Annotated in this window: 17 protein-coding genes and 1 pseudogene; 12 read left to right on the forward strand and 6 right to left on the reverse strand. The window is 48.5% G+C overall.

Features of this window, described 5'->3' with window-relative positions; translation table 11 throughout:
* Nucleotides 1–180: 180 nt before the first annotated feature.
* The 5 genes from NST26_RS00990 to NST26_RS01010 all read left to right on the forward strand — a co-directional run bounded on the left by NST26_RS00990 (nt 181) and on the right by NST26_RS01010 (nt 10,189).
* On the forward strand, nt 181–876 hold the full coding sequence (locus tag NST26_RS00990) for a DUF4037 domain-containing protein (RefSeq protein ID WP_340978267.1): 696 nt from the start codon (nt 181–183) through the stop codon (nt 874–876).
* 320 nt (nt 877–1,196) lie between these two features.
* A complete protein-coding gene (locus NST26_RS00995; protein ID WP_340956630.1) occupies nt 1,197–2,633 on the forward strand; it encodes a radical SAM/SPASM domain-containing protein in 1,437 nt (478 codons plus the stop codon).
* 89 nt (nt 2,634–2,722) lie between these two features.
* Nucleotides 2,723–6,301: an ATP-binding cassette domain-containing protein gene (locus NST26_RS01000; protein ID WP_340956628.1), complete on the forward strand. Its 3,579-nt coding sequence runs from the start codon at nt 2,723–2,725 to the stop codon at nt 6,299–6,301.
* A gap of 257 nt (nt 6,302–6,558) precedes the next feature.
* Nucleotides 6,559–9,468 carry an S-layer homology domain-containing protein gene (locus tag NST26_RS01005; RefSeq protein WP_340956625.1) on the forward strand — a complete coding sequence of 970 codons (2,910 nt, stop codon included), beginning with the start codon at nt 6,559–6,561 and terminating at the stop codon, nt 9,466–9,468.
* A gap of 196 nt (nt 9,469–9,664) precedes the next feature.
* The gene (locus NST26_RS01010) at nt 9,665–10,189 is read left to right on the forward strand and encodes a helix-turn-helix transcriptional regulator (protein ID WP_340956622.1); all 525 of its coding nucleotides are present in this window, start codon (nt 9,665–9,667) and stop codon (nt 10,187–10,189) included.
* On the opposite strand, the pseudogene NST26_RS33945 reads toward NST26_RS01010, so the two are convergent.
* The 3 genes and pseudogenes from NST26_RS33945 to NST26_RS01020 form a co-directional block, all read right to left on the reverse strand.
* Nucleotides 10,186–10,317, reverse strand: a pseudogene (locus NST26_RS33945) (flavin reductase family protein); the annotation flags it as partial. The gene NST26_RS01010 and the pseudogene NST26_RS33945 sit on opposite strands and share 4 nt — an antisense overlap.
* Nucleotides 10,318–10,320: 3 nt before the next feature.
* A complete protein-coding gene (locus NST26_RS01015) occupies nt 10,321–10,764 on the reverse strand; it encodes an SMI1/KNR4 family protein (protein WP_036723598.1) in 444 nt (147 codons plus the stop codon).
* A gap of 205 nt (nt 10,765–10,969) precedes the next feature.
* Entirely contained in the window at nt 10,970–11,380 is a 411-nt protein-coding gene (locus NST26_RS01020; RefSeq protein WP_340956619.1) for a hypothetical protein, read from the reverse strand.
* A gap of 238 nt (nt 11,381–11,618) precedes the next feature.
* Between NST26_RS01020 and NST26_RS01025 the strand changes: the two genes are divergently transcribed.
* From NST26_RS01025 to NST26_RS01040, 4 genes are all read left to right on the forward strand, one after another.
* The gene (locus NST26_RS01025) at nt 11,619–12,311 is read left to right on the forward strand and encodes a response regulator transcription factor (RefSeq protein WP_076077487.1); all 693 of its coding nucleotides are present in this window, start codon (nt 11,619–11,621) and stop codon (nt 12,309–12,311) included.
* Complete coding sequence (locus NST26_RS01030; RefSeq protein WP_340956617.1) at nt 12,308–13,780, forward strand: sensor histidine kinase; 1,473 nt, start codon at nt 12,308–12,310, stop codon at nt 13,778–13,780. The genes NST26_RS01025 and NST26_RS01030 overlap by 4 nt, the downstream gene beginning before the upstream one ends.
* Before the next feature lie 103 nt (nt 13,781–13,883).
* A complete protein-coding gene (locus tag NST26_RS01035) occupies nt 13,884–15,005 on the forward strand; it encodes a TolB family protein (protein ID WP_340956615.1) in 1,122 nt (373 codons plus the stop codon).
* Between the two features lie 114 nt (nt 15,006–15,119).
* Entirely contained in the window at nt 15,120–15,356 is a 237-nt protein-coding gene (locus tag NST26_RS01040; protein WP_036723590.1) for a DUF6953 family protein, read from the forward strand.
* Between the two features lie 101 nt (nt 15,357–15,457).
* Here the strand turns inward: NST26_RS01040 and NST26_RS01045 are convergent, their stop codons facing one another.
* Genes NST26_RS01045 through NST26_RS01055 form a run of 3 tightly spaced genes read right to left on the reverse strand, consistent with a single transcriptional unit; the run spans nt 15,458 to nt 18,820 of the window.
* Nucleotides 15,458–16,540 (reverse strand): mannose-1-phosphate guanylyltransferase, encoded by a 1,083-nt coding sequence (locus NST26_RS01045; RefSeq protein ID WP_340956613.1) that lies wholly within the window; start codon nt 16,538–16,540, stop codon nt 15,458–15,460.
* Nucleotides 16,533–17,639, reverse strand: coding sequence for a glycosyltransferase (locus tag NST26_RS01050; protein ID WP_340956611.1), 1,107 nt, complete (start codon nt 17,637–17,639; stop codon nt 16,533–16,535). The genes NST26_RS01045 and NST26_RS01050 overlap by 8 nt, the downstream gene beginning before the upstream one ends.
* Nucleotides 17,639–18,820, reverse strand: a complete 1,182-nt coding sequence (locus NST26_RS01055; protein ID WP_036723587.1) for a glycosyltransferase family 4 protein — start codon at nt 18,818–18,820, stop codon at nt 17,639–17,641. The genes NST26_RS01050 and NST26_RS01055 overlap by 1 nt, the downstream gene beginning before the upstream one ends.
* A gap of 201 nt (nt 18,821–19,021) precedes the next feature.
* On the opposite strand from NST26_RS01055, the gene NST26_RS01060 reads away from it, so the two are divergent.
* The 3 genes from NST26_RS01060 to NST26_RS01070 all read left to right on the forward strand — a co-directional run bounded on the left by NST26_RS01060 (nt 19,022) and on the right by NST26_RS01070 (nt 20,900).
* On the forward strand, nt 19,022–19,318 hold the full coding sequence (locus NST26_RS01060) for a helix-turn-helix domain-containing protein (protein ID WP_339253067.1): 297 nt from the start codon (nt 19,022–19,024) through the stop codon (nt 19,316–19,318).
* Nucleotides 19,284–20,231, forward strand: a complete 948-nt coding sequence (locus NST26_RS01065) for a DUF1861 family protein (RefSeq protein ID WP_340956607.1) — start codon at nt 19,284–19,286, stop codon at nt 20,229–20,231. Before NST26_RS01060 ends, NST26_RS01065 begins: the two co-directional genes overlap by 35 nt.
* 84 nt (nt 20,232–20,315) lie before the next feature.
* Complete coding sequence (locus NST26_RS01070; protein WP_339253070.1) at nt 20,316–20,900, forward strand: 50S ribosomal protein L25; 585 nt, start codon at nt 20,316–20,318, stop codon at nt 20,898–20,900.
* Nucleotides 20,901–20,971: the final 71 nt, after the last annotated feature.

The following is a 20,971-nucleotide window of genomic DNA, read 5'->3' on the forward strand; positions in this document are numbered from 1 at the left end:
GAGGTTCCGGCTTTATTCAAAGGGTATCCCGCCCGCTTTTCTGTAGATGAGTCTCACAAGGTGCTTATACCCTCTAATGGTAGTGGCAATCTGCATCATATTGCTATTACATGTGTCTCCCGGCATATGCGAATCCAACTGGGTCTGCATAGTGTGCAGCCTTCCTTACACGAGTGGCTAATGCTTCCTGAGCAGAAATTGCTCGAATGGACAAGAGGGAGAATCTTCACAGACCCTATAGGGGAAATAACAGAAGTGCGTAAGACCCTTGCTTATCTGCCAGATGATATCTGGCGCTATAAATTGAAATATGCCTGGAGTTCATTCTGTCATCTCTATGTGGTAAAGCTCGCTGAACTTCGGGGAGAAACGTTGTCAGCCCGGCTGCTGTTAAACCGGATGGTGGAGCAGGCGGTGCAATTGGTCTTTCTCTACAACAAAAGGTATCGGCCGGGGACCTACAAATGGCTGTCCAGGGAGCTGGCGCAGATCAGCCCTGTGGTCAATGAGCATGTTAAGCAACTTGAAGCGATCCTGATGGAACCCTCTATTGCAATAGCAGTGCAACAACTGGAAGGCTTGTTAATGAAATTGGCGTATCAACATAATGGATTGAAAATAACCGAATTTATTGAACTTCAGCCAGCGCCGTTCTACGCAAGAGGCCTGCAATCGTATTCTTATGTAAATATAGAAGATGCGATACTGGCTACGTTACCTGGAGAACTCCAGCATCTTGAAATCCCGGGTGCACTGGATCAGTTGATTACAAGTGATCACGTGTTGATCTGGGCGGATCATTATTCCAAATTCAGGCCAGTATACAGTGCCAAGTCTGATATAACAAGAACCGGGATAGGGGATATGATTGTCTAGCTGACCGTGTTTAATAGTCACCGCCGAAACGATGAACATGATATTTTTAACAGTTTTTTTACCAGAAGATGAAATAATATATTTTATAACATCTGGGATTATATATCATAAATGAATCTTTATCACATAATTATATTTCTCTTGAAATAGACCGTGAATGGAGGTGAAACTATGAAAAAGCCAGTAATGATCCATCCTTCGTCTGTTAAAACAAATTTAAACCCATTGACGACTAATCGTCCTTGCTAATCTAACCAGGGATATCTGTGGACCTCTTAGGGCACTCAGATATCCCTTATAACTTATAACGGAGGATAAATATGAAGGTTTTGTATAAGCTAGCCCCTAACTTAATCAAGTATTCTATTACGGATGACTATTACTTTATCTACAATGCACTGTACGGAAATGGAAGAATAGTTTCTAAAGAATGTAATGACTTTTTTGATGGTCATACTATAATTTCGGAGCATGAAGTATTGGAGTATTTTGGCGATGAAATGTTCAATGATTTAATTGCTTTGAATTTTATCTATAAGGTTGAGGAAGATGAACGGGCCTTGTTGGAGAAAGAATTGGATCAACGGCAGCAGGAGTTACATACTGGTATTTATTTTGACAGGCTTCATCTTTCTACAACTAACAAATGTAATATGAGCTGTAGCTACTGTTTTTGTAGCACCTTTGACTATAGTGAAGCTAACCCGCAAGATGATAAGCTGAGATTTCCGCAGCAGGCAATGTCTTTTGAGGTTGCCAAGGAAGCTATTGAGAAATCGATTCAGGTCATTCAAATGAACGGAAAGAACAAACTGTCAATTGAGTTTTTTGGTGGAGAACCTTTTTTGAACAGTAAGCTGATTGAAGAAGTATTATTACACTTTGGCGATGGTACAAGCTTTGGCATGGATTTGGAATACGGAGTCACGACAAATGGTTCATATTTGCCATCCAGCATATTGGAGCTGTTGGCTAAGTATAAGGTGCGAGTGGCTGTAAGCATTGATTATATTGATTACCTTACAGGTGAGTTCCGTGGAGAAGGAAATAATCTGATTAAATGGGCTACACTGGACAAGAATATTGGCAAGCTTAGAGATCGCAATATCAATATTGAACTGCAGTCAGTGATGTCAGAAGAGACTTGGGATCATTTTAATTATGAGCTCATAGACTATGCTGCAGCAATGGGAATAAAAAGTATTGAGATTATCATGTCTTTTGATTTTGATTTTTATAGGAAGTTTGGTTCCAAAGAGATTGGTGACCGAATTCTTGATGCTTATGATTATGCTCAGACTAAAGGCGTGTTGTTATCAGGGTATTGGTATCAATCATTCTGGGGAATTGTTCATCCGGACGAATGGGTGGAAAGAAGAGCCTGGAAGACCTGTCCTACCATCGGGCGTCTAATAAGCATTGAGCCGGATGGCAGTGCCTATGCCTGTAAAACAACTTCAAAAAAATTAGGAAATACAGATTTATTTCAGGAGATTTTTGCCGGTGAAGCATACCGTTATTATGCGATGAGAGCGTATTCCAACTCCACGGGTTGTGTCGATTGCGAATTGGAGGGATTTTGTTCGGGGAACTGTACAGGCGCTGTAGAGAATGAATTTGATGATATCTATAACTATGATGAAGCATACTGCAAAACAATTAAACATATAGTTAAAGGATTGCTGGAACGTTATTTCGTGGAAATTAAAGCGCAACTGCCGGAGACCGAGAAAAAAGCAGATTATATATCAGGATAAAATATGTTAACCAGGCTCCGTCTTGTTATAGGATGGGGCTTTGTATAGTTTAACTATTTAATTTCGCAATAAGTGAAGGGATGAACAGTTTGACTAACCCGAATCAGAGCCGCTCTCTTGAAGAGATATCAAATCCTATTCAAAGGATATTTTTTACGTGGACACGTTCGTTTACTAAGCAAGCTATTCGTAAGGATCAGCCGCTAAGTACCATCCAAGAATCCATTCTCACTATTCCTTCCACATATGGAATCGGTCGGTTTCAAGAAGAATCAGCATCCGTACGCAGATCCAAAAAAGTGATGCCGCTGGTTATTCATATCGTATGCCAATTAAAATCCTCTTTCCTGGCCTATGCACTACTTTCGTTTCTGACCCTGGCCCTACAGTTCTCTATCCCGTATTTGTTTCCTGATATCCTTCGCGCCATTATTAACGATAGCTCACAGCCTCACGGGGCAACACTGGGAGCGATCTTTCTGTTTGTCGCCATTCAAATGGTGAAGGTGATCTCCAATTCTCAATTTCTGCATTTCCGCTGGAAGCTAATTATCTCCACTGAATTCAATTACCGCAATATCCTGTTTAAGAATATTCTGCGGAAAAAAGAATCCGCGCAGCGTGCAGGGCAACTGATAGATTTGTACGGAAATCAAATTAGCTGGTTCAGAGGAATAGTTTGGTTTATAGACGGCATAAGCAGCGCGCTCGGGATTCTATTTGGCGTTGCACTCCTGGTAATGTATTTAGGCGCCGGGGGTCTTATGGGGTGTATTTTGCTATTCGCAGCACCTATGTTTTCGAGGCTGCTTCATAAACTGAATCGGGTGGATACTGAGCTCAGCCGTGCAAACAGTAAGCGATTATTTGAAATCAACGATTACCTTAATAAATATAGAGAAGCTAAACAAATGAACTTCACCAATTACTTCATCCGCAAGATTAATAAAGCAAGATCGCGTCAATCGGAATTTTTACATAAAAAAAGTAAGATTCAAATTCTGCTAACTCTAATCAACTATTCTCTGGTTCCGTTGACGGCCATGATATGTATTGGCTTCTCCTCTCTAGTGGGCTATCCGCTAAGTGTTGAGAAAACCATGGCATCCTTTATTGTATTTGGCCTGCTGGATCGGTGTATTAACGATTTCCTCGTCAGTATCAACACAGTTAGACAAGGGCTAAAGGCTGCCTCACTCGTAAAGGAATATGTTAGCCTGGATGAAGAAGAATGGGAGGGAAGCAGAGGGACTGTAGAGAAGGCAGGGACGATCTCACTGAAGAAAGCAACGTATAGCAGACCTAATGACCCTGGCCAGATTCTGCTTACAGATATAGATCTAACGGTCAATCCAGGACAGTTAGTTATCATTGTAGGTGAAACGGGGTCCGGGAAAACGAATCTGCTGCGAGCCCTTGCCGGATATCTGGAACGCGTTCAAGGAGAAGAATCTGCGGAGCTGCGCTGTGAGGAGGTCATGGATCATTCACCTTTATTCCCGGTAAGCATCAGAGATAATATCATCCTTGACAGGCCTTATGAGGAGGCGCGTTATCGTCAGATCATTCATTTATGCGAGTTAAGCAAGGATTTGGAACAGTGGACAAACGGTGATTCTACTGTTATCAACACAGATATGGTCAATCTGTCAGGCGGGCAGAAAAAAAGAATTTTGCTGGCCCGGGCTGCATATCAGAATGCTAAGACTGTATTGCTGGATCAGATTCTGAATTCTTTGGATGCAAAGGTGCGAAAGAGAGTACTTAAAAATTTGATTCTGGATTATTGGAATGATACAACTAGAATTATGGTGGCAGCCACTATTGATCAGGAATTATTCGAACGGGCAGACCAAGTGATTGTAATGAAACAAGGCCGTATCAACAATGCTTTCCAAAAGAATGCATTCGATTACAATACACTTCGTGACTTTCTTCCTGATGAAAAAGTAATTCAAATGAATAACGAAAGTATCACAAAGGAATTGTCAGAAGAACAGAGCTTAAAGCGGGAAGAGCCGGGCCCTGAAGAGCAGGAGAAGATTAAGCAAGCTAGTCTTAGAGTACTGAAGCAGTATTTTTTAGCATTAGGAAGCAGGCCGCTGCTGATTCTTTTCATAGCTTTATTTATATTAGCGCAGGTTATCGATGCTGCCTCTATCTATATTGTGCCGAGGTTTGGTGGAAATACTGCAAACCCTATGTTATTCGCCTCTATTTATTTTGGCATAGCTCTATTGCTGGTTATTACCAATGTTGTGCGTATAAGTATAATCTACTTGGGGAATGTAAAAGCCGGTGAAGCCCTTCATCAGCAATTATTACAGCGGGTATCGAAACTCAGTTTTTTGCAGTTCAGTAAACAACAGAACGGGGCATTATCCGCGCGTTTTTCCAATGATATGAAGATTATTGATATGGATATGAGCGGGTACACCAGCAATCTGCTGGAATCGTTTTTCAAAATTATTGCCGCAGCAATTCTAATTGCTTACTCGGATTTCTATATGGTGCTGGTTCTGGGTGTATTTTTAATATTTTTTAATAAAATTCAGAAGGAAGTTCGGATCACAGGCAAAATTACATCCAGGCTAGCCAATGAAGCCCACGAGCCCTGCCTCGCTATTCTTAAATCTGTGGCCGCAGATTCTAATTATGTAAGGAAGCAAAGCCTGCAAACTTATTTTACGAATATCTGGGAAGGGAAGATTACAGACGCATTAAATGCAGAGTATACAAGACAGTCAGTGAATAGACTTTATCTGTTCTGGATAGAGGTGGCAGGGTATTTTACATTTTCTGTTTTCTTGATCCTTATGAGCTTGAGGGGCTTCTCGGGAGACTCCGTTATCATCTATGTGACTTTAACCTATACGTTAACGGCATTTTCCAATTTTGAAGTGCTGCTCAGAGATCTTCGTCATATGGAAATTGGGACTAATTCACTTGAAAGAATTTTGGGGCTTGAGCGCGGAAAATCCCCGGTAAGCGCAATGGAGGCTACACCTTCAGTTATGGATACAGCAGGCGGCCTGACAATCAAGAATTTGAGCGCCAAATATAGTGATTCAATACCAGTCATCTCCGGATTGACACTAAAACTGGAACCCACTGAAAACCTGCTGGTCAAAGGAAGAACGGGAAGCGGTAAATCTACGTTATTTTACTGCCTGACCCGATTTATGGAGTATGAAGGCGAGATTCTGCTCGGAGATACTAATGTTAAGTCCATTCCAGATCATCTGCTGATGAAAAAAATAGTCACCCTGCCGCAGCGTCCGGTGCTGTACCATGGAACGCTAAGAGATAATTTGGACCCCGAGCAGCAATGTACGGATCAGGAGATATGGTCAGTGCTTGAAAAGTTAAACCTTAGAGGGAGAGTAAGCTCACTTCAACAAGAAATTGATGAAGATCAGGGGAGCTTCAGCCAGGGTGAAAAGCAGCTTCTTAATTTGGGAAGATGTCTGTTACTCAAGCCGGAATTGTTATTAATTGATGAAGCAACCACCGATATTTATGGAGCACAAGAATCAGATTTGTACAGACTGATAAGCAGGGAATTGCCGAATACGATGGTCATTGGCATTTCACACAAAGAGACCCAGTCCAGCTTTTATCATAACATTCTGGATATGGAAGAGATGAAACTCCAAAAAATACGATAAGGGTCTCTTTGAATTAGATGCAGGAAACTGCAGGCAGCCTTTAGGCTATCAAGCTTATGCTTGATGGTCTTTTTTTAAATTTTCTTCCTCTAATATTCCAATTTATACAATTTCCTAGTATCAATATACATAGTAAATGTACATAGTCCTATTGTAGAATCAAGAAGTTGTCGAATTATGGAGCGATATTCCATCCTTGGAACTCTGTAGGGCGATGGTTTATGAATTTTTTTACAAAGAAAGAGGGGGAAGAAATTTTGTTATTCCAAGCAGCACGCCGTAAACTCAGTCTGTTGATTGTATTTGCCCTGTTAATCAGCAGCCTTACGCCACATCTGGTGTTCGGGGAGTCCGCGCAATTGAAAGATATCGCAGGCTCTTATGCTCAAAAGGAGATTCAATCTTTAACTGAAGCAGGAATCATCTCGGGGTATGAAGATAACACCTTCAAACCGAATAAGGCTATGTCGCGCGCCGAACTGGCGAAAATTATAGTCCTGTCCTTAGGACTGGAAGTAAGTGGTGATCAGGCCGCAGCATTCAAAGACGTTGCCGCTACCAGCTGGTATCGTGGTTATGTAGGTGCGTTGGTGAAGGCAGGCATCACAGAGGGGACATCGGCGAGCACGTTCAGTCCTAATTCGAGTGTAACCCGGGAAGAGCTGGTTGTATTTTTCATCCGGGCCTTTGAATTAGATGAAACGGCGAAGAAGCTGCCGCTTGGCAGTAAGCTGTCGGATATGTCTGAGGTGTCTGAATGGGCAAAAGCTCAAGTATCCCTCGCCTTCAACAATGGGTTCATCAACGGAGTAGAGGGCATTGACGGCACGCTGAAATTCAAACCTAAAGAGCGCGCAGAGCGCCAGGCTCTGGCCCGTCTCGCATATGAGTTCAAGACGAATAAGGCACTATATGTTGAGAAGTCCAAGCAGCTCCTTGCTGAAGAGACGAACATTGTTAAGACTCCGGTGGTTACTCCGGCTCCTACAGCGACACAAGCTATCCGTGATACGTCTGTGAGCGCTCCGGCAGCCCCGGGTCCAGGAACGCCAGCATCGGCAACGCCTGCACCCGCAACACCGGCACCAGCGGAGCCGACTCCAGCACCCGCAACACCGGCACCAGCGGAGCCGACTCCAGCACCCCCAACACCGGCACCAGTGGAGCCAACTCCAGTACCGGCCAATGCTCTCCAGATTGTAGTGAAGGGGGAGAGTACAGATGCTATTTATGCAGAAGAGTCCACTGAAGTTATTTTCCGTACAACGCTTAATGCGGCAGAGACAGTAACTGCAAGTGTCTATCAGGTAGATGACAGCGGAAAAATGATGTCACAGATCACCCTGCTGTACGATGATGGTCAAGAAATTCATGGAGACAGCCTTGCGGCAGACGGACTCTATAGCGGCAAAGCAGCATTAACTGAAAATACAGAGGGCTACATAAATCTGCAGGCCTTTGTTGGAGAGGTACCTAGCAGTGCAGTCTTTAAACTGTCTGTACTGAAGCATCTTACAGATGAACAGCTTGCACAAACAGAAATGATTGAAAATAATACACAGAGTATGCTTGATCAACTGGCTGCTTCTACAGGTGATTTGCAACAGGCAAAGGAAGAGACAGTGGCTTGGCTTCAAACCCAGGACGAAGTAGAGCATGCAGGAATATCAGGTGAAGGAGGAAGCATCTGGTATTTGCTGGACAACGGGATTCTAGGCGGAATATCCTCGGCCCCTGAGAATACAAAAGGATTAAACAACACTGTAGAAGAGGCTGCGTCCAATAATGCTTTGACGGCGCTCACGCAAGATGTGGAACAAACCGTAGCCACCATAGGAAGCCAGCGGGTTGCTGTGGTCTCTCCATTCTCCGTCACCCTTCCATCTTCGACGGTGTATGACGCTGTATATCAAAGCTTCGAGCAGTCGAATTATCCCTTCCTTGCGGAGAGAGTAAAGGACAGCGCAGCGGGCGTTAACTTCTTCAAAGGACTTGATCAGTATGGTGTTGTGGTCTTAGATTCTCATGGGGATACGTACTATGATGAGATTGTGCTCCAGACATTCCATGATAAATACGGTGTTGATTTCAAATATGCGGGGCCGCAAGTCATGTTCCTGACTGGAGAGAAGGCAAACGCAGAGAACAACAAGACCTATGAACTGGATCTGAAAAAGGGAAGATTGGCTATCATATCAGGTTATTATGCGATTACGCCTTCTTTCATTACACGGTACAATGATATGCTTCCCGGCACTATTGTATATAACGGCAGCTGCCGCAGCGCATACAACGATTCCATGTCGGATGCGTTCATCAACAATGGCGCCAGCACTTATTATGGTTACACCGATTATGTAAAGCTTGCTTATGATCAGGTCATTGCTCCATCCGTATTCAATGCCTTGAATAATGAGAATATGACAACCGGACAAGCTTTTGAGGCAGCAGTGGCTGCTCATGGAACCGATGACGGGTTGGCAGCATTCGTTATGAAGGGAAGCAGCATCGGTACGAAGACCGAAGGGATTATCAACGGAACCTTTGAGAACGGAAAATGGACCGGCTGGAATGGAAACGGAGATGTCCGGGTCATCTCAAAGCTGGGGCCGCTTAAGCCTACAGAGGGTAACTACATGGTGATTATCAGTACTGGCCTTGGGTTTGAAAACAATGATAAGGGAGGATATGACTACAATTCCGATAGTTATATCGAGCAGAGCTTCATTGTCCCGGCGGGAGCCACAACCTTGTCGTTCGATTACAATTTCATTTCTGAGGAGCCAAAGGAGTTTGTTGGAACCAAATACAACGATACATTTAGAGCAACAGTAACTTCCAGTGTATACATCAATCCGGCTTCCCTCGTCACCTCACACTTGAATGGCGGACCTACGGTGACGTCCAGTGTCTACGGACAGGAATCTGTGATTGTGGGTAAGGAATCGATTAATGAGTCCACAGCCTATTGGATTGATGAGAACAAAGTAGACGTTAATTTCTACGGCGGGGATGATACGGCCTACATGACGAATTGGAAGCACGTCCAATTTGATGTGAGCCAATTTGCCGGCAAGGGCTCCATTGTCCTCCGGTTCCATGTGTGGGATCAAGGTGACAGCGTTTTTGACACGGCAGTATTGATCGATAATGTAATATTGAAATAACCGTAAATGGCTGGATCAGGGGAACCTGACCAGCCGTTTTCTAATGGAATGAGCAATCAAGACCACTACATAGCCTTTTGCAACCTAGAGTTGCAGAATAAATTTAGAATACTCTACTTACGCTCGATTTCGATATCAGCTCCTCTATGCTACTATTGGCTGTGTTGAGTGATAGTAGAGTGGAGGTGTGGTCACGTTGATAGATAATAACAAAGCCGGGCAGAATATATTGAACTTAAGGAAGGGGCTATCCCTGACCCAAGCAGAGCTGTCCAGCTTAGTGGGCGTAAGCCATCAGGCGGTTTCCAAGTGGGAGCAGGGTGACTGCCTGCCTGATATCGGGGTGTTGCTGAAGCTTGGACAGGTCTTCGGGAAGTCGGTGGAAGAGCTTCTGTTAGGGGAGAGCGTTAGCCGCGATTCAGCTTCTGAGGAAATTGTAAGCCCTCCCATCGAGCTGCCGGATGAGGTCTGGACTGCGGCCTTGGATCGTATCCAAGGCCGCATCTCACCACCCAGCTTCAACACCTGGTTCAAGGGCACGAAGGGGAAACAGCTGGGGGAGACTTACTGCGTCTACAGTCCGAGCCGTTTTGCTTCAGAATGGTTATATCACCGTTATTCCAATTTGATTGTACCGGTTCTCGAAGATATTACAGGCACATCCAGCCTTAAGGTCGAGTTCTGCTCTATGGGAGCATGGGACACCAACCGTAAGGGTTAGGTTTCTGCCCGGTAGGTTTTGCCAAGCTGATGACCCAGACCAAAATAATGGCGGAAATTGTAGATGAGCGGACTCCATTTCAGAGGATCGATATGATTGTCATCCATAATAATTAGGTGCAAGGAATGAAGCTACCACTCCATAAAATTCTCTTCAATCAGCGCAGCAAACGATTCTGCGATCACCTCGTAATCCCCGTTATCATGGTCGATGAGCAGCACGCGGCCCTCGGGGTCAAGCAGGATCGGGTTGCCCGAGCCGTCCATGGAAAAGACTGCACTTCGTGCAAGCAGCCCGCTCATAGCGGTATCCTTGTAATCCTCGCGGAAGGACAACGTTAACTCGGTCACACTCTCCCGTCCGATGGAGGAACCGTTGCTGAAGGCGTGTACGGGTAGTCCGGCATAAGCGCCGCCAAAGCTTCGGATGAATTGAACATAATCCTGATCCAGCGACAGACCCAGTTGCTTCTCTGCCTCAGCGATTTGTTCCTCTGTTGCCGGTGTACCGAGCAGACTCTGATTCCCTTCTTTGGTTAAAAAAAGCTGTAAACGTTCCATTAGCGCATCATTCATTGTTCTTCCTCCATTTCTAAGAGTATCTATTAATCATAACAAGAGCGGGACTTAGGTCAATAGTGCTCTTTGAATGATCTAAATGTGTTGCTGCGAAGGCATATGAGCCGGATATAAAAAAGCTGTCCCATACGCAGTAATTCTGCGAAAGGGACAGCTTTTTAAATACTTTCAACCCTATTTAGTTATCGCTGCGCCCATTCACTCAGCCAAACGAAGTTTCGACACTCTGCGCGACAATCTCCCTCAGCTCGGCCTTCTGTGCGTTGAACTGCTGCGGGGTGATGCTGCCGCTGGCGAGTCTGGCTTCGAGCTGCTGGGTCAGCTGCTTGACTTGCAGGTTGATGACCTGGGTCACGTTGCCGCCATTCTCTTCTGCGATGTTACGCAGGGACTTGCCTTCATATAAGGCGTCGTATAGCTCTTCGTCAGAGGTCGGGTTCAGGTTCAGGGCATCCAGCAGCTCATCGGTATCGGCCACATCAGAGGTGGACCATTTGGCGACAGGAAGGGTATGTAAAGCCGGCTTACCCCAGGCCGTTCCTCCGAACGACATAGCTACGATCATTGTTCCTACAATCATTACACGCTTAATATTCATATGTTTTATATTCATGTGTATAATCCTCTTTTCGTGGTTGGTTATATCGGTCAAGGTTCATCATTTACGGCGGCTAGTGAACTTCAGCTAAGTACAGTTTACCCAATAATACTGAAATGAAGCTTAAGTCTTCTTAAAGATAACCTAAACTTTGCTTGGCTCTGCCGGTTCCTTGCTCCGGCTTCTTCATCTGCGTTATTCTTGAAGGGCAGTAACAGATCAGAACAAGCGTGAGCGGAAGGATGAACCGTCTATGAAAAAAATACTGGTCGTCGATGACGAACCGGCCATTGTAAGTGCGATTGCCTACGCGCTGCGGCGTGAAGGCTATGAGGTCGATACTGCCGGTGACGGGGAGGAAGCGCTGAGCAAGGCGAATACCTTTCGTCCGAATGTGCTGGTGCTGGATGTAATGATGCCGAAGCTGAGCGGTTATGATGTCTGCCGCAAGCTGGAGGACCGGGATGATATTGGAATCATCCTGCTGACTGTCAAGAATGATATTGTTGATAAAATTGTCGGTCTGGAGCTGGGTGCAGACGATTATATGACCAAGCCCTTCGAGATCCGCGAGCTGCTGGCCCGGGTGAAGGCGCTGCTGCGCCGGCTGGAGAAGAATACGGCTGAGATCCGCAGTGAGCTGATCGAATACGGCCTCCTGCAGGTTCACCCGGACCGGCGCAGCGCCGAGCTTGGCGGGGAGCCGCTGGAGCTGACCCCGAAGGAATTCGATCTGCTGCATCTGCTGCTCTCGCACCCGCAGCGGGTGTATATGCGCGAGGAGCTGCTGGAGCAGGTCTGGGATATGGACTATGCCGGGGGAACGCGCACCGTGGATATTCATATCCAGCGGCTGCGCAAAAAGCTGGGCGAGCCCTACCAGAATATCCTGCAAACCGTCTACGGTGTAGGCTATAAGGCCGTGCCTGCGGGGAGCTACTCATGAGAATCAGCATCAAGCTGAAATTCAGCCTGTTCCTGGCGGCACTGCTGATTCTGGCCGTCGGCGTGCTGAGCTACTTCGTCCTGCGCGGCGTGGAGCGCAATGAGCAGGGCCAGACGGAGCGCAGTCTGGCCCAGCATGTCAACACGGTCAATCTGCGTGTGAAGCAGACATACTATACCGGTGCGCGCCTTACGCCGCAGGTCTTCATGCAGCAGCGCGGCAAGGCGCTGGCTGCAGAGCTGGCCGGATTCACCGGCTTGGAGGTGACCCTGTACGACAGCCAGGGCCAGCAGGCGGGCACCTCGGCGCAAGGCGGGCCTGTGCCGGGTCCGGGTAAGCCCGATCTCAGCACAGCGCTGGACTACGCGCTGAATAACAAGGTCGCCTACCAGAGTGAAGGCGATAAGCTGTTCTACCTGGCCCCGCTGCAGGGGCCGGAGGGCCAGATGGGCGTGGTGCAGCTGCAATACTCCCTGGAGGGAGCCCGCAGCTTCCAGCAGACGCTGCTGAATCTGTTCCTGACGACAGGCGGCGTGGTTCTGGTGTTCAGCTTCATCCTCGGGTATCTGTATTTCAACCGTGCGGCTGCCTCCATCGGGCGGCTGAAGAAGGCGGCGGAGGATATCCGCGGTGCCAACTATATCACGGCTCCGCCGGTGCGGCGTAAGGATGAGCTGGGTGAGCTGGCCGAGGGCATCTACTTCATGAGCCGGGAGATCGAGCGCAGCATTGCCGCCAAGGATGAAGAACGGCGTAAGCTGGAGCTGGCGGTGGAGAAGCTTCAGGCGCTGGAGCAGCAGCAGAAGCAGTACATCGGGAACATCAGCCATGAATTCAAGACGCCGCTGACCTCGATTAAGGCGTATGTTGATCTGCTGAATATGTATGACGATGACCCCAAGCTGCTGCATGATGCCAAGCTGAGTATCGCCAAGGAGACAGAGCGGCTGTACGAGATGGTGGAGAAGGTGCTGCAATTAACGGCGCTGGAGAAGTATGATTTTGAATCCCAGGCAGAGCTGCTGGAGGTTGAGAGTACGCTGCGCGATATCTGCGGACGGATGAAAGGCAAGGCGGAGCGCTACGGCCTCACAGTCACGCTTGACGCCCAGCCCGCGCATATCTGGATCGATAGAGAAAGCTTCATGCATATCTTCATCAATCTGCTGGACAATGCGATCAAATATAATGTCCCGCAGGGGAGTGTTCATCTGTACAGTGAGGTCAGGGAGCAGCGGGTATGGATCACCGTGCAGGATTCCGGCATCGGCATTCCGGAGGCGTCGCGGGAGAAGATCTTCGAAGCGTTCTATACGGTCAATCGTGACCGTTCCAGAGCCTCGGGCGGCACAGGGCTTGGTCTTTCGCTGGTCCGTAATCTGGTGGAGAAGCAGGGCGGAACCATTGCCTTGCTGGAAGGCTCAGGCGAAGGGGCGGCGTTTGAGCTGTCTTTTCCGCTGGTGACCTGAAGGGATAAAGTTTACAAGTTGGAGATATTTGCGATGCGGTTTGGAAATAAGCGTCCGCTATGCTGAAGTGGCAACATGAGCGATGAGCTGGAGGGAAGCCTGAATGAATCATAAGAGCCATAGAGCCAGGGGCAAGATCTGGAGCATTCTGCTCTGCGGAGCTGTTCTGCTAACGGTTACTGCCTGTAGTACTGAGAGCACAGATACACGTGAGGTTGTAGAGAAGGCAGGCCGCAAAATTACAGTCCTCGATAATATCAGCGAACCGGTCTATACAAAGCTGAAGCTTGCGGGCATACAGAAGGTGGAGGGGGTGCGGGGGACGGATTTTGCCGGTGAGGATGTAATGGTAGTGACCAAGGAGAACCGCAGTCTTCCCTCGCAGATTATTGAAGGACAGGAACGGTATCCGCTGAATCTCTATCTGCATACCCTGTCCACAGGTGAGGAAGCACCGCTTCAGACGGGAGAGCTGAATTACGGCGCGCCGCAGTTGTCTCCGGACAAGATGCATGTCTTCTTCAAGGAGCTGTATGACGTCACAGGGTTCGGCTATATTATGGATCTGTCCGGGAGCGCACCGGTGAAGGTAAGTGATGCAGAGTTTCGGCTGGAGGAAGGAAAGTGGGCGGATGACGCGCATGTGATTTTTCCTGATATGGAAGGCAATATTCTAAGTGCAGATCTAACCGGCAAGCAGGAGACGATCGTGAAGACGGGCATCCCGTATGTGCATGAGGTGGTTCAGACCGGCAGCCGGATTCTCTATGTTACAGGTGAAGACAGCCAGCTTAGCGCCTATGACACAGCGACGAAGCAGACCAAGGTGCTGCGAAAGAATGTGATCTGGGCGGTTCCCTCTCCGGACGGAAGTCAGATGGCGATTGTCGAGCGTATCGGACGCGGAGAGATGACTCTGAAGCTCTGTGACAGCGAAGGCAATGAGCAGTCTAAGCTAGCTTCAGGGCAGCAGATCTTCGGCACCAGCTGGTCGCCGGACGGCAAGCTGCTGGCTTATGCAGTGACGGCGGCCGGTTCAACGGATGACCAGCAGGACCTGTTCATTACCGAGGTGGAGACCGGAGAGCAGACGCCTGTGCTGAATGATTTTCATCTGGCTGATCCTCTCCACTGGAGTCCGTCCGGCAAGAAGCTGCTGGCTACAGCTACGGTACTGAAGGATAATATCTATCAGTTTCTGACCTATGTGGTTAGCCTGTCTTAGCTTTCTTATTCGCCAAAAGGTAAAGGCCGCTGGAATGGCGGAATCGACTGGCGGGATTCGTGGTATAATGGGGGAATGTGCAAGCAGGATGAACAGGAAGGAGCAGTACCCCCAATGGAAGTAACCGCACAGGAAGTAGCGGAGTGGATGGTGAAGGAGATTAAGTTCACAGGAACTTTATACCAGACCGCTGCGATTGAATATGTGAAGGCGAATTTCGGTGAGGAATTTGTATTCGTGAATGAGAATGGCAATGCCTCGTTATCCAAGGAAGTGAAGAAGGCCTTCCGCAAGCTGCATGGCGGCCGGATTGCCTGGGACCGCGACGGGTTCCTGTGGGCCTGGACCTGAGGCTGAACGAGTAGAGGATAACCATAAGAACATAACAAAGGGAGCATTGCTGTAATAGCAGTGCTCCCTTTTGTATGCAAATAGAACTTACGTGGCATCCCCTATACATATTCCAGCATGCCCTTGTCCTTGAGCAGATCAACGATATCTTTAACCGACTGCGCCTTATCCTTGGGACAGATCATGACCGCGTCCCCGGTGTCGGCGATAATGAAGCCGTCCACGCCGATGGTGGTAATCAGCCGCCCGTTGCCATAGATAATGGAATTGCGGGTGTCGATGCCGACATGATTGGCCTTGATAATGTTGCCTTCATCATCAGGCGGGAAGATGGCGCCGAGTGCGTCCCAGCTGCCGATATCATTCCAGCCGAACTGGCCGGACAGCACCACTACCTCATCAGAGCGTTCAAGTATGCCATAGTCAATGGAGATATTCTGCAGCAGCGGATAGATCCGGTTAATCGTCTCCTGCTCCTGGTCTGTACCGAGCGCTTCACTGATCGGCAGCATCGTATTATATAGCCGCGGCAGATAACGTTTGAAGTTATCGATAATGACCGAAGTTTTCCAAATGAAGATCCCGCTATTCCAGAGATAATTGCCTGAGGCCAGATACCCCTGTGCCTTCTTGAAATCCGGCTTCTCCACGAATTCAGCTACATCGTATACAGCAACCGGTTTGACTGCGATCGGCTCCTGGTCATAAGCGATGTAGCCGTAGCCGGTGGACGGGAAGGTCGGCTTAATCCCGATCGTGACAATGGCGTCACTCTCCATCGCGACGGTGCAGGCTTCGTCCAGCGTAAGCCGGAACTGCGGCTCATCGGTAATATAATGATCGGAAGGCAGGACGACCATTAGGGAATCCCCTTCACTCATCTGCTGGATGGAGAAGGCGGCGAACAGGATGCTTGCTGAAGTATTCCGGGCCACAGGCTCGATCAGAATATTGCTCTTCTGAACACTGCTGTGCATAATGCTCTCCAGCAGGACCGCCTGGGTGCGGTTCGTCACAATAACGGTATTCTCCTGCGGTATGATGCCCTTGAAGCGTTCGATCGTATCGTTCAGCATAATATCGTTGCCGCTGATGTTCAGCAGCTGCTTGGGGATTTCCTGTCTGGACAGCGGCCAGAAGCGGGTGCCGCCACCGCCTGCAAGTATGGTTGCGTATTTATCCATGATGAGTCACCAGATGGGCAATCGAGAAGGATATAATGCTCTCCGATCCCTGATTGAGGTTCAGCCCTGAGCTGTGAATGCCGTCGTAGCAAGCCCCGGACTGGGGGTCAATCAGGGAGATCTGCAAGGAATTATTCCCTGTATACCAGGCGTAGCACAGGTCAGCCCGCTGCAGATAAGCCGGGTCCTTCAGCACAACGGCCGCTTCCTCGCAGGCCAGCAGCATTTCGCAGGCTTCGATGGGCTGTTCATCATATAACGCAGGGCTGCCGCCGCGCAGCAGCCAGCCGTGGCTGCCAATGGGCTTGTAATAGCCTTCCGGCGCGAAGGTCCGGGAGATCAGGAAATCGAGGCTTTCCTTAGCCGTGATTCTCAGCGCCGGATTGCCGGAAATCTTGTAAGCCTTAAGCAGCGCCCAGGGCAGCATTGAGTTACCATACGTAAGACTGTCTTCATACCAGTTCCAGCCTTCGCCCTTGGTGAGATTGTATTGGTCATTCAGCCGGACGGCAACAGATTCAATAAGTTCTGTGATGAAGGCTTCAGGCAGGAAGGCACGTTCTTCTTCTGTACTTGGTATATGCGTATAAGGGAAGGAGTAGGTGAGTGCTCCTGGAGTCCCGGGTAAATAGCTGAGTCCGATCACGGCATAGGCCAGAGCCCGGGGTGACCGCAGGCCTGCGATATGCGGCAGCGCCTGGTTGATTAAATAACGGCAGGTATTCAGCAGATTATCAGGCAATATGGAGGAATAGGAGAGTACGAAGCCCAACGCCCAGAGGGTACGCCCCTGGCAATCCTCAGAGCCCCGTTCTTCCAGGAAGGAACGGTTATAGTCCATGAAGTTCCGGAAGTTGCCTTCTTCAGTCTGTGCATGGTGGACGAAAGAGAGGTACGTATGGATCAGGTCGAGGGAGGCGTTGTCCTGATTTTTTTTGTACATCAGAACGGCTGCAATTAGAGCCCGCGCATTATCATCGGTAGTGTAGCCTTTGGCACGGTCGGGAACCCCGAATTTCGTATGCTGAAAAATCCCTGTATCATCGGTAATCCGGCGCATATAGTCCGGCTTGAACTGTAACACTGCTGGCGCCTGCATCAGATCACACTCCGGTCAGCCGGTGTGGCAAGGCCTATAATGTCCTGGAAGATGGCGGCATAGGTCTTCGCAACCTCACTCCACATCATTGTACTGCCGAGTTCCTGTGTACGCTGTTCCATATCCCGGACTTTGGCCGGACTGTCCAGCAGCTCCAGAATACAGGCCTCCAGGGAAGCCGAATCGCGGAATTCTGCCAGCAGTCCTCTGCCTCCCGCCAGCATTTCTTCGGCATAGCGGTAAGGGGTGGAGATAATCACTCTGCCATAGCCGACTCCATAAGCGAGCGTTCCGCTTACGGCCTGTTCCTTGCCCAGATAAGGAGTCATATATATATCCGACATCACCAGGGACTCAATGACCTCTTCCTGGGTCAGTAGCTTGTCGACGAACAGCACATTATTGACCAGGTCTAATTCATGCACCAGATCGGTCAGCTTTTGCCGGTAGACTTCACCGGTCTCCTGCTTAACGACCGGATGCGTCTTGCCCCAGATGATATAGAGCGCGTCAGGATGCTGCTTCACTACGCCGCTCATAGCCTCAATCGCATATTCAATGCCCTTGCCGGGACTCAGGAAGCCGAAGGTCGAGAGGATTTTGCGTTCGCCGAACTTGTACTGGAGCTTCAGCTCTGCACGTGTGGAGGTCTGGACAAAAGGAACGCCGTGATGAATGAATGCTATTTTGGCGGCGTTAATATGATAGACAGAGATTAGATCCTCTACTGTGGACTGGGCCATGGTGACTACCTTGACGCTTCCTTCGGCGAGCCGGGTGATAATCTCATGCTGCTTGGGGGTAGGCTTGGTTAAGACAGTATGGAAGATAACCACGTAAGGGATCTGAAGCTCTTCTGTGAACTGCAGCAGATATTCGCCGCTCTCTCCGCCGTAGATGCCGAATTCATGCTGAATGACTAGCAGATCGGTATCTGACTGGTTGATGTCCCTGGCTGATTCTATATAATCAGATAGCTGATGTTGGTTGATTTCCCGCATGACCTGATCCGTGTAACGGTAGTTCCCGTTGTTATTCATGGCGATGATGCGCGGTTTGTTGAAGCCCTGAAGCTTCGTGAATTCATCCAGCAGATCCTGGGTGAAAGTAGCAATTCCGCATTCTCTAGGCAGGCTGGTGGACAGGAAAACAATGTTTTTATTGCGGTTGCTGTGGTTCATAATAGAAAGCCTCCCTATTGATTATCGAACTTTTGGGGACAAAAAAAGAAAATAAAGAGGACTTTATTTTCCGGGGATGAGTGGTATAAAGTTTTGTTTCTGCAAATTATTTCCTGACCAAACTATAACATGACCATTTAATCTTGTCAATTTATTGACTCCCTTGAAATCACCGGATATAGTGATGTAGGAGGTGTATGGATGCCAGTCATACGCAGTAAATTGAGTGAGGTTATGGATAAGCATGACCCGAAATTATCGATTCGCAAGCTAGCGAAGGACATTAATTACCATTTCGATTCCGTCCGGCGGATGTACAAAGACGAGATGGTGCAGTATCCCCGGGATCTGCTGCTGAAGCTGTGTACGTATTTCAATATTCAGCCTGGGGAATTGATCCGGATGGAACCGGATGAGAACGATTGGGCAATAGATAAGGCAAATGAATATGAGGAGGAAGGCAATGACAAGGAGCCCGGCGAAGACAGCAACCTGTAATGAACTGCTGGATACCTTTTATGCCAATCTCCGTACCGTGCACGTGGAGAAGCTGGTCTTCTCCGGTGTGGGCGGACGCGATGTATACAATATAACAGCTCCGTTTCTGCATGACGGGGAGGAAGTGATCTTGGGAAGAGTTGAGGAACGGGATAGCGAGTTCTCTCAAGTCTTCTTTTTTACATCCGGCGCAGATGGGGTATGGGTTCCCCGTGCGCATACCCATACCTATAATCTGCAGGACCCCTGCGTAACCCGCGTTAAGGGAGAATTGATTGTCGGCGGAGTTGAGGTGATTACGGCTGGGGATAATCCGCCCAAGATAGTCTCCTGGGTTACCCAGTTCTACCGGGGATACCGGATTGATTCAATGCATCATTTCTCCTCCGGTCCGGCAATGATGAAGGATATCCGGCTGATTGAGCTGCTGGATGGCAGAATTGGCGTGCTCACCAGGCCTCAGGGAGAGGTAGGCGGCAGAGGACAGATTGGCTTCACCATTATTGATTCACTGGAGGAGCTGCATGAACAGACCTTACTGGAGGCGGAGATTCTGCAGCATCAATTCGTGCCGGAAGAGTGGGGCGGAGCCAATGAAGCCCATCTGCTGCGCAATGGCCATATAGGTGTGCTGGGGCATATTGCCTGCTTCGACCGTCTGGGGAAGAAGCATTACTACTCTATGGTCTTCTCACTTAATCCGGACACTTTGGAGACTACCCCGGTTAAAATCATCGCAGCCAGAAGCGATTTCCCGATCGGTCCGGGCAAACGTCCTGATCTGCAGGATGTCATCTTCAGCGGCGGACTGGTACGCGGAGCGGACGGCCGGGCGGTATTGTCTGTAGGCGTCAGCGATGCGGAAGCCTATAGAATCGAGATCCCTGATCCTTTTGCCGAATATGAAGTCTGATTGCCGCAGGTTTGACTAGATTCTATGGTCATGTTACACTTGAGGTGACAAGAATTTATGGTCGAAGAGAGCGGGAACCAAGCAATGAGTAAATTTATTCAACTAAGCAATCGTACGTCTGACACGAAGTCCAACCTGAATGTGGCAAGAAAGCAGGGCCGCATCCCGGCTGTACTGTACGGAATTGGTAAAGATACTCTTAGTCTTGAAGTGAACGAGAAGGAACTGCTGGAAGTGCTGAGAACGAATCCGCGGGCGATCCTGCAAGGGAAATTGACCGACGGTACAACCGTTCCGGTAGTGGTTCAGAACATCCAGAAGCAATCCATGTCCGGTAAAGTGCTGCATATTGATTTCCAGCATGTGAACATGAGCATCAGCATGGACAGCAAGGTGACCATTCATTTTGCAGGCGAAGCTGTTGGCGTCAAAGAAGGCGGCGTACTGCAGGTGGAAATTTATGAAGTAGAAGTCCGCTGTATGCCGGGCGATCTGCCTACTTCCATGGAAGTGGATATCAGCGGCCTTGCCATCGGCGACCAATTGCTGGTGTCGGATCTGATTTTCCAGGATGGCATTGAAGTGCTGACCGATCCAAGTACGGTCATGATTCAGATCAAGACTGTACATGAAGAAGTTGAAGAACCGGTAGTAGTTACTCCGGCTTAAATACAGTATGACGCATAGCCCTTTCGGGCAGAACGTCTTGGAAGCTCATGATATATCATGATTCCGCTACG

Origin of the sequence: Paenibacillus sp. FSL R7-0128 (genome assembly GCF_038002245.1) — a bacterium.
In the GTDB taxonomy this organism is placed as follows: domain Bacteria; phylum Bacillota; class Bacilli; order Paenibacillales; family Paenibacillaceae; genus Paenibacillus_AQ; species Paenibacillus_AQ silagei.

Excerpts from the sequence above, each read along its gene's own strand:
- NST26_RS01050 (WP_340956611.1), bottom strand. The coding sequence starts at position 17,639 with ATGCAGGCGCCAGCAGTGTTACAGTTCAAGCCGGACTATATGCGCCGG.
- NST26_RS01040 (WP_036723590.1), top strand. The coding sequence starts at position 15,120 with ATGGAAGTAACCGCACAGGAAGTAGCGGAGTGGATGGTGAAGGAGATT.
- NST26_RS01055 (WP_036723587.1), bottom strand. The coding sequence starts at position 18,820 with ATGAACCACAGCAACCGCAATAAAAACATTGTTTTCCTGTCCACCAGC.
- NST26_RS01030 (WP_340956617.1), top strand. The coding sequence starts at position 12,308 with ATGAGAATCAGCATCAAGCTGAAATTCAGCCTGTTCCTGGCGGCACTG.
- NST26_RS01060 (WP_339253067.1), top strand. The coding sequence starts at position 19,022 with ATGCCAGTCATACGCAGTAAATTGAGTGAGGTTATGGATAAGCATGAC.
- NST26_RS01065 (WP_340956607.1), top strand. The coding sequence starts at position 19,284 with ATGACAAGGAGCCCGGCGAAGACAGCAACCTGTAATGAACTGCTGGAT.
- NST26_RS01045 (WP_340956613.1), bottom strand. The coding sequence starts at position 16,540 with ATGGATAAATACGCAACCATACTTGCAGGCGGTGGCGGCACCCGCTTC.
- NST26_RS00990 (WP_340978267.1), top strand. The coding sequence starts at position 181 with ATGCTTCCTGAGCAGAAATTGCTCGAATGGACAAGAGGGAGAATCTTC.
- NST26_RS01070 (WP_339253070.1), top strand. The coding sequence starts at position 20,316 with ATGAGTAAATTTATTCAACTAAGCAATCGTACGTCTGACACGAAGTCC.
- NST26_RS01035 (WP_340956615.1), top strand. The coding sequence starts at position 13,884 with ATGAATCATAAGAGCCATAGAGCCAGGGGCAAGATCTGGAGCATTCTG.
- NST26_RS01015 (WP_036723598.1), bottom strand. The coding sequence starts at position 10,764 with ATGAATGATGCGCTAATGGAACGTTTACAGCTTTTTTTAACCAAAGAA.
- NST26_RS00995 (WP_340956630.1), top strand. The coding sequence starts at position 1,197 with ATGAAGGTTTTGTATAAGCTAGCCCCTAACTTAATCAAGTATTCTATT.
- NST26_RS01020 (WP_340956619.1), bottom strand. The coding sequence starts at position 11,380 with ATGAATATAAAACATATGAATATTAAGCGTGTAATGATTGTAGGAACA.
- NST26_RS01025 (WP_076077487.1), top strand. The coding sequence starts at position 11,619 with ATGAAAAAAATACTGGTCGTCGATGACGAACCGGCCATTGTAAGTGCG.